At 64.3% G+C, this 14,557-nt stretch carries 11 protein-coding genes, 1 tRNA gene and 1 pseudogene; 5 read left to right on the top strand and 8 right to left on the bottom strand.

Annotated features, from left to right (window positions below; genetic code table 11):
• A pseudogene (locus QZ213_RS13085) lies at positions 1-749 on the bottom strand (glutamate synthase subunit alpha); the annotation flags it as partial.
• 460 nt (positions 750-1,209) lie between these two features.
• Here QZ213_RS13085 and QZ213_RS13080 point away from each other — a divergent pair.
• Positions 1,210-1,917 (top strand): hypothetical protein, encoded by a 708-nt coding sequence (locus QZ213_RS13080; protein ID WP_291686493.1) that lies wholly within the window; start codon positions 1,210-1,212, stop codon positions 1,915-1,917.
• A 102-nt stretch (positions 1,918-2,019) separates the two neighbouring features.
• On the opposite strand, the gene QZ213_RS13075 is transcribed toward QZ213_RS13080, so the two are convergent.
• Positions 2,020-2,496 carry an Hsp20 family protein gene (locus QZ213_RS13075; RefSeq protein ID WP_291686492.1) on the bottom strand — a complete coding sequence of 159 codons (477 nt, stop codon included), beginning with the start codon at positions 2,494-2,496 and terminating at the stop codon, positions 2,020-2,022.
• A gap of 234 nt (positions 2,497-2,730) precedes the next feature.
• On the opposite strand from QZ213_RS13075, the gene QZ213_RS13070 reads away from it, so the two are divergent.
• Positions 2,731-3,678, top strand: coding sequence for an alpha/beta hydrolase (locus tag QZ213_RS13070; protein WP_291686491.1), 948 nt, complete (start codon positions 2,731-2,733; stop codon positions 3,676-3,678).
• A gap of 21 nt (positions 3,679-3,699) precedes the next feature.
• Here QZ213_RS13070 and QZ213_RS13065 read toward each other — a convergent pair whose 3' ends face one another.
• The 3 genes from QZ213_RS13065 to QZ213_RS13055 form a co-directional block, all read right to left on the bottom strand.
• A complete protein-coding gene (locus tag QZ213_RS13065; protein WP_291686490.1) occupies positions 3,700-6,480 on the bottom strand; it encodes a di-heme-cytochrome C peroxidase in 2,781 nt (926 codons plus the stop codon).
• A 165-nt stretch (positions 6,481-6,645) separates the two neighbouring features.
• On the bottom strand, positions 6,646-8,445 hold the full coding sequence (locus QZ213_RS13060) for a CDC27 family protein (RefSeq protein WP_291686489.1): 1,800 nt from the start codon (positions 8,443-8,445) through the stop codon (positions 6,646-6,648).
• A 127-nt stretch (positions 8,446-8,572) separates the two neighbouring features.
• Positions 8,573-9,328 carry a sulfite exporter TauE/SafE family protein gene (locus QZ213_RS13055; RefSeq protein ID WP_291686488.1) on the bottom strand — a complete coding sequence of 252 codons (756 nt, stop codon included), beginning with the start codon at positions 9,326-9,328 and terminating at the stop codon, positions 8,573-8,575.
• Between the two features lie 97 nt (positions 9,329-9,425).
• Here QZ213_RS13055 and QZ213_RS13050 point away from each other — a divergent pair, with 97 nt between their 5' ends.
• On the top strand, positions 9,426-10,319 hold the full coding sequence (locus QZ213_RS13050) for a LysR substrate-binding domain-containing protein (RefSeq protein ID WP_291686487.1): 894 nt from the start codon (positions 9,426-9,428) through the stop codon (positions 10,317-10,319).
• A gap of 101 nt (positions 10,320-10,420) precedes the next feature.
• On the opposite strand, the gene QZ213_RS13045 is transcribed toward QZ213_RS13050, so the two are convergent.
• From QZ213_RS13045 to QZ213_RS13035, 3 genes are all read right to left on the bottom strand, one after another.
• Positions 10,421-11,389: a tripartite tricarboxylate transporter substrate binding protein gene (locus QZ213_RS13045; RefSeq protein WP_291686486.1), complete on the bottom strand. Its 969-nt coding sequence runs from the start codon at positions 11,387-11,389 to the stop codon at positions 10,421-10,423.
• 8 nt (positions 11,390-11,397) lie between these two features.
• Positions 11,398-12,180, bottom strand: coding sequence for a histidinol-phosphatase (hisN, locus tag QZ213_RS13040; protein ID WP_291686485.1), 783 nt, complete (start codon positions 12,178-12,180; stop codon positions 11,398-11,400).
• 571 nt (positions 12,181-12,751) lie between these two features.
• Positions 12,752-13,642 carry an N-formylglutamate amidohydrolase gene (locus tag QZ213_RS13035; protein ID WP_291686484.1) on the bottom strand — a complete coding sequence of 297 codons (891 nt, stop codon included), beginning with the start codon at positions 13,640-13,642 and terminating at the stop codon, positions 12,752-12,754.
• 298 nt (positions 13,643-13,940) lie between these two features.
• Between QZ213_RS13035 and cpdR the strand changes: the two genes are divergently transcribed.
• Both cpdR and QZ213_RS13025 read left to right on the top strand, forming a co-directional pair.
• Complete coding sequence (cpdR, locus tag QZ213_RS13030) at positions 13,941-14,300, top strand: cell cycle two-component system response regulator CpdR (RefSeq protein WP_291686483.1); 360 nt, start codon at positions 13,941-13,943, stop codon at positions 14,298-14,300.
• Between the two features lie 82 nt (positions 14,301-14,382).
• A tRNA-Val gene (locus tag QZ213_RS13025) sits at positions 14,383-14,457 on the top strand.
• Positions 14,458-14,557: the final 100 nt, after the last annotated feature.

Raw genomic sequence — 14,557 nt, 5'->3', positions numbered from 1 at the left:
TCGCTCAGGTCGGGATAGTACTTGCCGAGCTGGTCGGCGAGGAACATGCCCTTGTAGACGAGGGTGCGGCACGACATCGACACCGGGTAATAGCCGGCCATCCCGCGGTCGCGGCGCTGATAGATCGCCTGCGAGATCGACTTGCGCAGGATGTAGAGCTTGCGCTCGAACTCGTCGTCGTTCGTCGCCGCGCCGTTGCGCCCGATGAACACCTGCATGTGCGCGGGCTCGGTCGGCTTGACGGTTTCGCCGAGCGAGGAATTGTCGGTCGGCACGTCGCGCCAGCCGAGCAGCATCAGCCCTTCGGCCTTGATCTGGTCGGCGACGATGCTCTTGATGACTTTGCGCCACGCCGTCTCCTTCGGCATGAACAGCGCGCCGACGGCGTAGTCGCCCGGCTTCGGCAGCTGGAAGCCGATCTCGGCCGTCTTGCGCACGAAGAAGTCGTGCGGGATCTGCACCAGGATGCCGGCGCCGTCACCGGCGCGCGGATCGGCGCCGACCGCGCCGCGATGCTCGAGGTTGCAGAGAATGTTGAGCGCGTCGGAGACGATCTGATGCGACTTCTTGCCCTTGATGTTGGCGATGAAGCCGACGCCGCAGGAATCCTTCTCCAGCGAGGGATCGTAGAGACCCACGGCGGGCGGGCGCCAGTCGTGCTCGCGCATCTGCTCGGCCGGTTTCGAATCGGGGGCCGCCGACAGCGCATCTTGCTCGATGTTTTCGCGCTCGAATTCCGACCCGCTCATCTCAAATCCTCTCAATAAGGCTATAGGGGGCCTCACCGCCGTCGTCGGCGCACCTTGGGCGTTCTGCGGCACCCACCGGGCCACCGCTCGTCCTCCGCGAGCCGCAATTTCATAAATTCAGGCTTGGGCGTTCAACGTCCCCGACGAACGGCCTTGCCTGCACCTTCCCGGCGGTCGAAGCGCCGAATTTTCGTTGCAATCCCCGTGCCGGGTTTGCTCCGTAAATGAGACAGCTTTGCTGTCCTAACTCCGACCATGCCAAATTTTTTTCTATCACACAAGCGCATCAAAGTCGCCGGTTGCATGACACGCCAGACGCCACGGCATGGCGGGGCGGGTCCCGCGGATTTGGGGCAAGCGCGCCGCGATCCGGCCCAAGGTCCGCCGAAATTGGCGATGAGGTTGGCGGCCGGGAAAAGGAGCGAAAAGCTCCGGGCGTGGGCGTTTGCAGGAGCGATCGATGAAGCTGTTCACGGGATGGGTCTTGTCGGCCGGGCTGGTGGTTACCGCTGCGGCCGCGAATGCGCAGGTTTTGGCGCCGTACCAAAACGGCCACCCCGCCTACGTCTCCGACTTTGACGGGCCCTATGCGGCGATGCCCCCCGATGCGCCGGCGCCGCGTTATGGCTATGGGCCGAGCCTGCTGCCGCCGCAGGAGGTCTACACCGTGGTGCGCGACAGCGGATTTTCTCCGCTTGGCGTGCCGCAGCTGCGCGGCTCCATCTACACCATCGCGGTGATTGATCGCGGCGGTGAAGACGGGAGGCTGGTGATCGATGCCCGCAACGGGCGGATGCTGCGCTTCATGCCGGCCTACCGGATGGGCGACAATCGCAATCAGGATCCGCCGGTAGCCTATGGCCCTGCCGGTCCGCCGCCGAGCCCGGTCAGGGGCGAGCCGCGGCCGCCGGCCTCGATACCGCATCTGGCCAGCCGCTCGCCCTCATCGGTGCCGCTGCCGAAGGCCTCGCCACCGCGGGCCGACGAAATGAAGCCGCTGGCCGCAAAGCCGGCTGCCGAGCCGGCGCAGCAATCGGCGGCGGTGCAGGCCAAACCGGCGGATGCGCTATCGGTCCCGCCGGCCGCTGCGTCCGCCGCCGTCGCGGCAAAGCCCGCGCCGCAGATCCTGCCGACGCAGGAAATGCCGAAGGCCCAGGGACTGGATTAGCTTCAAGAGTCGCCGCCAGCGTTCGCGGCGACGCATCAACACAAAAAACGCCCCGGTTTCCCGGGGCGTTTTCGTTTCCATTCTTCAGCGAATAACCGCGCGTTACGCGGCGGCTTTCTCGGCCGTGCCGTCGACCACCTGCGGCGCTGGCGCGGCGGTCGTGATCGCAATGCTGCGGGGCTTCTTGGCCTCGGGAATCTCGCGAACGAGATCGACGTGGAGCAGGCCGTTCTCGAGCGAGGCGTTCTTCACCACCACGAAATCGGCGAGCTGGAAGGCGCGTTCGAAGGCGCGCGCGGCGATGCCGCGATAGAGCACCTCGGCCTTGCCCTCATTGTTCACATTGGCGGTCTTTTCGCCCTTGATCGTCAGCGTATTCTCCTTCGCGACGATCGAAAGTTCGTTCTGCGAGAAGCCGGAGACCGCAACCGTGACGCGGTAGCTGTTCTCGCCGGTGCGCTCGATATTGTAGGGCGGGTAGCCGGCGCTGCCGTCCGGGGTCGCGCGGTCGAGCAGCGAAAACAAGCGGTCGAAGCCGACGGTGGAACGATAGAACGGGGTGAGATCGTAAGTACGCATGGTTAGTCCTCCATTGAGCGACTGTGGGTTAACCCGCCCGCCAATCGGGCCGGGCTTTCGTCCATGTGCAGCCTCAGGGTCCGGAGGTTCCGAAACACTGGTAGCGGCCTGCACGAAGGTGATATGGGAGAGGCTTGACCGCGTTCAAGAAGCGGAGATCAGCCGCTTTTTTCACGTTCCCGCCCTTGCCCGCCCTTGATTTTCAGCGCGTTTTACCTAGCCGGTCCGCCCCCCATGACGCTCGTCTCGATTCCTGCCAATCCCGTTCCGGATAACGTCGTCAGCGGCACCATCAAGACCCCTGACGGCGCCGAACTGCGCTTCGCGCGCTGGGCGCCCCCGGCGGGCCGCAAGGGCACGGTCTGCGTCTTCACCGGCCGCAGCGAGCAGATCGAGAAATATTTCGAGACTGTGCGCGATTTGCGCGATCGCGGCTTCGCGGTGGCGATAGTCGACTGGCGCGGGCAGGGCCATTCGTCGCGGCGGCTGCGCGATCCGCGCAAGGGCTATGTACGCGATTTCTCCGACTACGAGGTTGACGTCGAAACCTTCGTGCAGCAGGTGGTGCTGCCGGATTGTCCGCCGCCGCATTTCGCGCTGGCGCATTCGATGGGCGGCGCGGTGATGCTGCGCCTCGCGCACGCCGGAAAGCGCTGGTTCGACCGCATGGTGCTGACGGCGCCGATGATCGATCTGCCGGGGTACCGCACCGCGCTTCCCACGCGCCTGTTTCTGCGCTTGCTGCGGCTGACCGGCCAGGGCGGGCGCTACATTCCCGGCGGCAACGATGCGCTGACCGGCTCGGAATCCTTCGTCAACAATCCCTTCACGAGCGATCCCGTGCGCTTTGCCCGCAATGCCGCGATCCTCGAGGAAGATCCCACGCTGGGCATCGGCTCGCCCACGGTGGCCTGGGCCGATACGGCGTTCCGCGCGATGCACGGGTTCCGCGCCTCCGACTATCCGTCGCAGATCCGCCAGCCGATCCTGATGCTGGCCGCCAGCAACGACACCATCGTGTCGACGCCGGCGATCGAGGAGTTCGCCTATCATCTGCGCGCGGGCTCGCATCTCGTCATCGCCGGCGCCAAGCACGAAATCCTGCAGGAGCAGGACCGCTACCGCGCGCAGTTCTGGGCCGCGTTCGACGCCTTCGTGCCGGGCACGCCGCTGTTCAAGTGAGGCGAAGCGACCGTCGTCGCCCTACAGCGTTTTCAGATATTCGATCAGATCGTAACGCTCGTCGTCGGTCAGCATGCGGCCGATAATGCCCATTGCCGGCTTTCCCTCCAGCGAGTGGCCGAGCACGCTGTTGCCGTTGATCGGCGATCCGTCGGGATTCGTCGCCGAGAACAGCGTCTCGCCGTTCTTGCACGTCTGCACTTCGCCTGCGTCCACGTGGAACCCGACCTGCTCCGGGTCGAAGTCGCGCGCGCCCATGCAGAATTTCCTGGGGCGCTCGGCGGCGGGCTTGAGCATCCAATAGAGCGAGGGCACCGAGCCGTTGTGCAGGTAGGGGGCGGTCGCCCAGACGCCGTTCAGCGGCCGGGCCCGATATTGCGGTTTTAATTTCGACGCCGGGTTGGGACAGTTGCTGCGCTGGCCCCACAGCTCCGTCAGAGCCGGCTCCTGCACGTCGCGGTCCTTCATCCATTTCCGCGAGACCTTGTCCACCACGATCATCAAGGCGACGGCAAACGGCATCTCGGTCGCGGAATACTCCGGCAAATTCCGGCATTTCCACTGCGTCCCCAGATCCTCCGCCGGCTGCAGATTGAGAAAACCGGGCACCTGCACCTGCCGTAACGCCAGCACGTTGGACTGCGCGGGGTCCGTTCCCATTCCGGCCGCGCCCTTCTCGACAGGATTGAGCACCGCGCCCTTGGGGTCCCGGTCCCATTGCTTGGAAGACCAGAAACTCTTGTCCGGGAATTGCGCGTCGAAGGCGGGGTCAGCGACGGGCCCGAGGTGGCACTCGACGCAGATCTCGGCGTAGATCGCGCGGCCCTTGGCGACCCGCTCGGGCTTGATCTGCCAGGCGGGATCGCCGGGGAAAAGCTGCGACGGCCATTTCGGCGATTTCAGCCCGCCAAAGCCTTTTGGATCCCGGCCGAACGGATCGGAACCGCGCAGCATCGCTTCGATGCGAACGAGATTTTCCAGCGCCACCGACGAGCGGAACAGCGCCTCCGGCGGACGGTCGGGCGAAAGATTGATCAGCGCCGAAACCCCGAGCGCCTCGCCGGCATTGCGGATCAGGGGCTGTTCGATCGAGGCGTCGTATTGCGCCCACCAGAACCACGGCACGGTCCAGATCGGCGGGAAACTGACCGGCGCATCATTGGCGTGCAGGTTGTTTTCAAGGCCGGCGAGGCCGCCCAACGCCAGGTCGGTGTAGAAGACCTGGTTGCCGATTCGGTTCAGCGCGTCGAGCCGACCGAACCCTTCGTCGGTATCCTTTTGCCCCTTATCCTTGATCGTCTTGTCGTAGGTCTTTTTCTGGCCGAGCAGGTAATCGCCGACCGCGGCCAGATCGCTCTTGAGCTTGTCGCGCTCGCTCCGGCCGGCGTCGGGACCTAGCACGCGCGCCGCGAAGCGACCGAAGCGGCCCGGCACTTTCAGGGTGTAGAGAATGGACAGGCCGGTCGCGCTTTCGAGCTTGCGCAGCTCTACCATGGCCGGGCCGCCGTCGAACCGCACGCTTGTGCCTTTATAGCGGATACTTCCGGCGTGACAAGCCGCGCAGGTCAGTCCGATCCTGTCGGGTTCGGGCAGCCCGGTGCCGGGATTGGCGACGCCGGTCAGCCGCGCGAAGCCGACCGGCAGGCCGTCGAAATTCTCGACTGCCGTCGGCCGCAAACCGAAGACATTGTCCGGCGCCGGCTCGGTCTTGGCGTCGGGCGAGGGCGAATAGCCGAAACGGCGCAAGGTCGCTTCGTCGGCGTGGACGGTTTTCGGGCTCGGCAGGAAACCGAACCGTTCGAGATAATCGCTGTCCTTCATGAGGCCGGGCTGGCTGAACAGATTGATGCCCGGCTGTTCCAGCGCGATGAACCAGTCATAGGGCACGGGAAAGGTCGCGGTGCCCTGGCTCGCATGGTGGAACCAGTGCCGATCTTCGGTCGACCAGTTCTGGTCGAGCCAGTACGCCGCTTTGGTCGGAGCGCGGGCTGGCAAGGGAGGGGGCAGCAATTGTGCAAGCGGCGGCACCATCCTGCCGATCTGGTCGGGGAATTCGGCAATCGCTGCGATGGCCAGGCCTGCGAGAACGAGCAGCGCGCTCGCGGCCTTGGCGAGCCTGCCGAACAAGCCGCCGGCCGGCGCGGCTTGCGTCTTCAGGCGCGCGATGACCCGGTCCGGCAGCCGCCGCTCGACAAACAGCGTCCTGACCTCCGCCACGCTGAGGTAGCGTTGTTCGCCGTCGCCCTTGCCCATGATGCGCAGCAGGACAGGCCATTCGCCCTCCATCAGCTTGCGGTCGATCCAGCGCCGGTTGCCCTTGGCGCGTTCGAAATTCGCGTCCATGTAGCTCGTGATTTCCGCAGAGCTCAGCCCGCGTTCGGAACCGCCTGATAGGTCCGGCCGATCCTTGCCGAACCCGGCGAGACGCGCCAGCTCCGCCTCGTTCACCTGCGCGGTCACGCCGAGGATGCGCGAGCCGACGCCATGCTTGTCCAGCGGACCGTCGCGCAAGGCGTCGAGTTCGGCGCCGGACCAAAGGCTGCGCAGCAGGCGCAAGGGACCAAGGCCGTTGGCGACGAGCGCGACCAGGCAGGTCTTGAGGCCGGCCTGCTTTTTCTTCAACCCCGTTTCGCCGCTGGCGGCCTCGACGGTTTGGGAAAGTCTCGCAAGCGGCACGACATGGCCGTCGAGGAAGCCGTCCGCGACGGCCGCGCGCAGGAATGGGCAGGGATTGTCGGGTGAAACGGCGACCTGCGCCCCGGTTACGTCGCTGGCGGTCTTGCTGGCGCTATCGTCTTGCATAGCTGACAATCCCGAAAATTATCTTTTCCTGAAACGCGCGAATGAAATCCCCGAAGGCGAGCTCGCCAGAACAACGCTACTTTAAGATGTATCCGAGTTTTGGCTGAATTCAAATCCGAATCGTCGGTCAGGAATGAGGCGGCGAGTTCGTCGTTCGATCCGTGCCTAGCAATTCGATTTGAGCTGCGAATTCGACGCGACGAGAGTCAATTTGGTCGACGGTACGCCGGCTTTCACAAGCCCCTCGCGGTAATGGGCGATGTCGGCGGGATTTTTCCAGCGGAAATTCCTCAGGTGCCGTTCGACGGTCAGGCCGGGAAAACTGCTCAGCAAAACTTCGGCCGCCTTGGCCGCGTCCTCGGTTCGCCCCATCTGCGCCAGCGCCGCCGCCCGTACCGCGAGCACCTGAAGGTGAGTGGAGTTCAAATACAGGGCCTCGCGTGCCCAGGACAGCGAGGCATCATATTGCCTCAGTGAATAGTGGCTGAACGCGTTCAGGGCCGCCCATTGATAACGGGGGTCGCTGGTGCCCTTCTGCACGGCCATCGAAAACAGTTCGATGGCTTGCCGATGCTCGCCGACGACGAGGTGACAGAATCCGAGAACGCCGCAGGCGCCCATGTCGTAGGGGTTGAGCTCGACCGCCCGTTTTGCCGCCCCCAGCGCGGCCTCGTAATCGCCCTCCATCGCATGCACATAGGCCAGGATCGAAAACGCAAAGGATGATCGGGGATCGAGCCGGACGCTGCTTTCCGCGAGTCCCATCGCCTCGGCCCACAATTGGCGCGTGCTCTTGATCCATCCATACTGCACGCCCTGCACCAGGATGGTGCCGAGATAGGAGCGCGCGATGGCGAGCGTCGGGTCGAGCGCCATGGCCTCCCTGAAGCAGGCGATGGCGGCCTCGAAATCCGGCTTGGTCTGCCGATAATAATGGGACAGTCCCCTCAGGAACCGGTCCCATGCGGTCAAGTCGGCGGACGACGAGCGGGCAGGGGCGGAAGCCTCCGCACGATAGATCTCGGGGGCCAGCGCGGCGGACAGATCCGTCGTGATCTCATCCTGCAGCGCGAACAAATCGCCCATGTTCCTGTCATATCGGCCGGTCCATAATTGCTCGCCCTTCTCCGGGGCGATCAGTTCGGCGGTGACGCGGATCTTGCTCCCCGATCGCCGCACCGAACCCTGGATCAGGTAGGTCGCGTCGGTTTCCCGCGCGATCAGGCGTGCGCTCAGGTTCTTGCCTTTGAACGCGAACGTCGAATTCCGGCTCAGCACCCGGTAAAACGATTGCAGGGACAGCGCATGGATCAGGTCTTCGGTGAGACCGTCGGAAAAATACTCATCGGCGCCGTCGCTGAGGTTGGCGAAGGGAAGCACGCCCACGATCGCGGTTCGATATTGCGACGGCAGGTCGGCCGCGCCCCGCGGCTGCCGGGCACGGGTATTTGACCCGTCGGGCTCCCAGGTCCAGACATCGACGGTCTCATCGATGTTCTTGAAACGGTGACTGCCGGCGTCGACCAGGGGTACGCTGAGGTGCTTGCTCGCCTCGGTGTAGGCCTTTGCCGACACCGCCACGCCGCCGGGGGCGGCGACTGCTTCGAGGCGGACGGCGATGTTGACGCCGTCGCCGAAGACTTCGTCCTCGTCGGCGATCACATCTCCCATGTGGACGCCCAGACGGAATTGCATGGCGCGATCCACGGGCAAGTTCTGGTTCCGCTCCGCCATCAGCCCCTGCATCGCGATCGCCGATTCGACCGCTCCGACGACGCTCGGAAACTCCAGCAGGAAACCGTCGCCGGTGTTCTTCACGAGCCGGCCGCCGTGATTGAGAATGATCGGGTAGATCGCGCTGCGATGCGCCTTGAAGGCGGCGTGCGTGCCTTCCTCGTCGGCGCTCATCATGCGCGAATAGCCGGCGACGTCAGCGCAGACTATGGCCGCAAGGCGCCTTTCCATCTCCCGTGCTCCTGGACTCGACGGATACTACTACGTCGTCGGCAGACCAAATCCAAGGTCTTGAACACGCTGTTTCCGGCGAAAATCGGAGCGGAGCGGGAGGTATGGGCGAAGACCGAAGAATTCTTCAGCGCGCGAGCGTATTGTAGATCGCGCTGCCGGCGAGATAGAGCCCGAGAAAGATCATCGCGATCAGGAACCAGCGGCGGAACGCCTCGGGCTGCATCCGCGAGCGCACCGTTTGCCCAATATACATGCCGGCGAAGGCCGCAGCCATGGCGACGGCGCCGGGCAGCGCGGTTGCCGCGCTCAACAGGCCGGCGCTGGTGAGATTGAAGGCAAGCGCCACCGTCGCCACCGTGAAGAAAACCCCGAGCGCCTGCACCAGTTCGTCCTTCTCCATGCCGATCGCCTGCATGAACGGCATCGAGGGGATCACTTGCACGCCGGTCGCGGCGGAAACCACGCCGGTCATGACGCCGACGATGCCGCCGATCCATTTTTCGTCTGACCGGGCGACCTTGAAACTGAATTTGCTCAAACCAATCATGGCATAGATCACAAGCAGCGCGCCGAGCACGATGGTGCCGTAGCGCGCATAGGGTCCGGTCAGCATGCCCGCGTTCAGCCAGATGCCGATGACGGTGCCCACCATCAGCGGCCACAGCCGCCGGACGATGTCGCGCAAATATGGTCCGACAAACGTCTGCCAGATGTTGGTGACGATGGCGGGCACGATCACGATGGCGAGCGCGTGCGACGGCGGCATGGTTACCGCGAGCAGGCCCATCGACACCGTCGGCAGGCCAAGCCCGATCACGCCCTTGACGAAACCCGCGAGCAGGAAGGCCGCGGCGATCAGAATCAGCAGAGGTTCGAACATGCTGAATACATTGACCGATCGGCATCGGCGGCACAATCTGCAGCTTCCGGAGCAAGCCTTCGGCTGTGACGAAGGCTAAGAGCTTGCGGGGGGTGCCATGCGTTTTGATCTGGTCGATCTCCAGTTGTTCGTCGCCATCGCCGAGACCCGCAGCATTACGGGCGGCGCGCAGCGCATCCATCTGGCGCTGGCCTCGGCCAGCGCGCGCATCAAGCGCCTGGAGGTGGCGCTCGGCGTTTCGCTGCTCAGGCGCGGCCGTCGCGGCGTCGAGCTGACCGCGGCCGGCGAGAGCCTGCTCGATCATGCCCGGGTAGTCCTGCACCATGTGGAGGCGATGCGCGGCGATCTCGCCGCCTTTTCGCGCGGCGTGAAGGCGACCGTCCGCTTCCTCGCCAATACGTCGGGGCTATCGGAATATCTGCCGAAGACGTTGGCCGCATTTCTCGCCGAGCAACCGCACATCTCGATCGACGTCGAGGAGCATGAGAGCGGCGAGATCGCCCGCGCCATCGCCACCGGCGCCGCCGACCTCGGCCTCGCGGCCGAGCATGCGCTGCCCGACAGCATCGAGCGGATTGCGTTTAGCGAGGATCGCCTGGTGCTGGTCGCCACGCGGCATGACGAACTGGCGAACCGGCGGCAGGTCGAATTTCGCGAGGTGGTGGAGCGGGATTTCGTCGGCTTGATCACCTCCAGCGCATTGCATGCCCATATCGCCGGGCACGCCGCCCGGCTCGGAACGCGCCTGCGCTTTCGCGCGCGGCTCAACAATTTCGATGCGATCGGCCAGATGGTGGCCGCGGGCATCGGCGTTGCCGTGATGCCGGAAGTCGCGGCAAGACGTTGCGCGCGGTCGATGAGGATCAATGTGATCCGGATCGGGGATTCCTGGGCCAACCGCCGGCTTATGATCTGCGCGCGCAGCTTCAAAACCTTGCCGCGGCCGGCGAAGCTTCTGGTGGAACATCTGCGCAAGGCGGCTCAGCATTAGGCGAGTGGAGCCGCGTCGTATTCCTATCCCTCCCCCTCGTGGGACCCACAAGGGGGAGGGATAAGGAAGAGCCGGACCGCGAGTCATGTTACCGGCGCTGATCACTTCTCCGTCGCGACCCCGGCGTCCTTGATCACCTTGGCCCATTTCGCGATTTCGGTTTCGATAAACCTGCGAAAATGCTCCGGGGTGTCGCCGATCAGTTCGGCGCCTTGGCTGGCGAGCTTTTCCTTCACGGCCGGGTCGCGCATCGCTTCGGTCGCGATGCTGTTCAGGGCGGCGACGATGGCCGGCGGCGTGCCCGCGGGCGCCACCATGCCGTACCAGTTCTCCACCCGCAGGTCCGGCATCCCGGCTTCCGCGGTCGTCGGCACCTCCATCGCGGTCGGCGCCCGCTGCGGCGAGCCGATCGCGATGCCGCGCAAGGCGCCGGCCCTGATCTGTGGCAGCAGCACCGGCAGGTCGAGGAATGCCATCTGCACCTGCTGGCCCAGCAGATCGTTCACCGCGGGAGCGGCCCCCCGATAGGGTACGTGCACAATGTCGATCCTGGCGGTGAGCTTGAGCAGTTCGCCCGCCAGATGCGGCAGGCTGCCGGGGCCGGAGGACGCAAAATTGAGTTTTCCCGGTTGCGCCCTGGCGAGCGCGATCAGGTCGCCGATATTCTTGGCGGGAACGTTGCTCGCGACCACCAGCATTTCCGGCACCGTGGCGACCAGGGTGACCGGCGCCAGATCTTTCAACGTGTCGTAGGCGACTTTTTCCATGCTCGGGCTGATGGCGAGCGCACCCGCGCTCGAGATCGCGATGGTGTAGCCGTCGGGCGCGGCCTTCGCCACCGCGTCGGTCCCGAGCACGCCGCCCTGGCCGCCGCGATTGTCGATCACGACCGGCTGCCTGGTCAGTTCCGACATGCGCTGACCGATCACGCGCGCGATGATGTCGTTGGGGCCGCCGGCCGGAAACGGCACGATCAGCCGGATCGGCTTGGAGGGAAAGTCCTGCGCCGCGGCCAATGTCGGCGTCAGCAGCACCGACAATCCCGCCAGCACCGCGCCAACCATTCGCATGACCGCTCCTAGCTGTTGAGCAGCTTGATCGCCGCTTCGTGCACGCGCGGATCGCCGGCCGCGATGATGCGGCCGCCGCTCTGAGCGGGCTTGCCTTCCCAGGTGGTGACGATGCCGCCGGCGCCGGTGATGATCGGGATCAACGCTGCGATATCGTAGGGTTTCAGTTCGGTCTCGATGACGAGATCGAGATGACCGGCGGCGAGCATGCAGTAGGAATAGCAGTCGCCGCCATAGCGGGTGAGCCGCACCGCGCCCTCGACGCGGCCGAAGGCGGCGCGGTCGGCGGTGTTCATCAGGAGCGGACTGGTGGTGTAGGAGGTTGCCTCGGCGAGCGAGGCGCAGCGCCGCACCGCGAGTTTCCGCGTCCCCGACGGTCCCTGGTAATGCGCCGAGCCCGAGTCGCCGGAAAAGCGCTCGCCGATGAAGGGCTGGTGCATCATCCCGAACACCGGCGTTCCCTTGTGCAACAGCGCGATCAGCGTGCCCCAGATCGGAAAGCCCCCGATGAAGGATTTGGTGCCGTCGATCGGATCCAGCACCCAGACATATTCGGCGTCTTCGCGCTCGCTGCCGAATTCCTCGCCGACGATGCCGTGCTGGGGGAAATTGGCCTTGATCAGCCGCCGCATCACCGCCTCCGCGGCGCGGTCGGCCTCGGTCACCGGATCGAAATCGTGGCTGTCGCTCTTGTTTTCGACGGAGAGCGACGTCCTGAAGAACGGCAGGATGGTTTCCCCGGAAGAGGTCGCAAGCCGGCCGATGAAGGCTGTAAAATCAATGACCGTCACGGCTGTTCCCTGAGGGGTGGCGCGGGGGTGGAGCATAGCCTCACTCTTGCCTAGCCCAATCCTTTCGATCGCGCACGGGGTGCGGAGCCCTATCCCCGGCTAACGTCGGCACTTTTCATCCGCCCCGAATCGGGCGGACAGAGGTGCATTTTCCGACGGCACCTTCGATCACGAATTAGAGAGATCAGGGTTAAGGCTTGCGGAACAAAGCTGTTTCTGCGGCGCTCACTTCACCAAATACCTGAAATTGTTGTATAAAATTGATTGTTGTGATCTTTTTATCGCGCTGCTCAGCCCTGTGGATTTTGCATGGGAAATGATTCAAAAACCCTTGCACTTTGTGCAGCGCGGTCGCATATTGTTGCGGTGCGGTAGCGCTCTGCGCTATCGCTGCCCTCCTTGGGCGTTTCCTCCCTAGACTTGGGCCGCTTGTTCATTCAAGCGGCCCTTTTTTCTTGTCCATCGTCATTCCGGGGCGCGCGAAGCGCGAGCCCGGAATCCATAACCACGATCGTGAGTCGATTCCGGGCCCGCACCTTTCGGCGCATCCCGGAATGATGAGAACAGAATCTTATTCCGCTGCCGCCGCCTGGAAAGGTCCGAGATCGCCGAGCGGAACCGCGGCCAGCGCGTCCGCCAGCACGGCGAAATCCGCCGCCACCCGCGCAAATCCCGCGCTGCGTTCGCGTCGGCGTTCGTCCATGTAGATCGCCCGGTTGAGTTCGAGCTGGATGGTATGCAATCCGGAGGCCGGGTTGCCGTAATGCTCGGTGATGAAGCCGCCGGCATAGGGCTTGTTGCGCCCGACCGAATAGCCCAGCGCCCGCATGGTTTCCTCGACCATGTCGGGAAGCAGCGGAGCGCAGCTGGTGCCGTAGCGATCGCCGATCACCACGTCCGGCCGCCGCGGCTCGTCGCGCGAGACGCCGACCGAGGGCATCGAATGGCAATCCACCACCACCACGGTGCCGAACGCCTGATGCGCCTTGTTGATCAGCCGTCGCAGCGCGCGGTGATAGGGTTTGTAGAGCGCCTCGATGCGCGCCAGCGCATCGTCGACCGCAAGCCGCTCGCGATAGATTTCCTGGCCGTCGCCGACCACGCGCGGGATGGTGCCGAGACCGCCCGCCACCCGCATCGATCTCGTATTGGCGAAACTCGGCAACCGGCCTGAGAACATCCGCGGATCGAGCTCGTAGGGCTCCCGGTTGACGTCGACATAGGAGCGCGGAAAATTGACGCGGACGACCGGAAAGCCGAGCTCGCTCAAGCCGCCGATCAACTCGTCCATGAACGAATCTTCGGAGCGGCGCAGCGCGGCCAGATCGATCCGCGAGGCATCGAGGAATTCGGCCGGATAGGCCGAGCCGGAATGGGGCGAGTTGAAGATGATCGGCGCCCGCCAATGGGCCGGCTCCACGATCTCGAACGGAGGCGACAGTTCGCCGTCATGCTGGGTCATCGTCGGGCGCCGTCCCTGGATTCCGCTGCTCTGGACCCTCGATTCCGCCAGAAAAACGGAGCTCTTATGAGCGCGTATTGTCCGTAATCACGACCATTCTGCCAAGCGAAAAACTCTTAATCCCGCTGGAACGTCTCTCAAGTGCCGGAAACGCCCACCTTCATTGCATTGAGTCGCGTTCCGGTCCAGAAATAACGCCGCTCATGGCCGCAGCACTCGGAACCCTTCACCCGAAATTTACCCTCTGTCGGGCTTAGTGAACGGACTGATCCTCCAAACGGGATTCGACATCGTCGCCATGCACAAAATCCTCCTCGCCGAAGACGACAACGACATGCGCCGTTTCCTGGTCAAGGCGCTGGAAAACGCCGGTTTTCAGGTTTCCCCGCACGACAACGGCATGTCGGCCTATCAGCGGCTGCGCGAGGAACCGTTCGAGATGCTGCTGACCGATATCGTGATGCCCGAGATGGACGGTATCGAGCTGGCGCGGCGGGCATCGGAACTCGACCCCGACATCAAGATCATGTTCATCACCGGCTTCGCCGCCGTGGCGCTGAACTCGGATTCGCAAGCGCCCAAGAACGCGAAAGTCCTGTCGAAGCCGGTCCATCTTCGCGAATTGGTCAGCGAAGTGAACAAGATGCTGGCGGCCTAATTCAGCCCCCAAAACCGCCCCGGCATCCTTGCCTGCCCGCTTTGGAGCCGATATACGGACCCCACCCGTCACGTCAGGTTAAGGGCGCGTAGCTCAGCGGGAGAGCACCTCGTTGACATCGAGGGGGTCACAGGTTCGATCCCTGTCGCGCCCACCACCCACACTCTGTAGTTGTATAGTCTCTCGGGCGCTCGCAATAGCGCCGCAATCTCAAAGACATGCCGGCCAAATTCTCTGGTTAGCGCAGTCTCTGCTCC

It is taken from the genome of Bradyrhizobium sp. (assembly GCF_017881085.1).
Lineage (GTDB): Bacteria > Pseudomonadota > Alphaproteobacteria > Rhizobiales > Xanthobacteraceae > Bradyrhizobium.
Note: the sequence above shows the minus strand (reverse complement) of the source record. Positions and strands in the feature narration are given on the sequence as shown.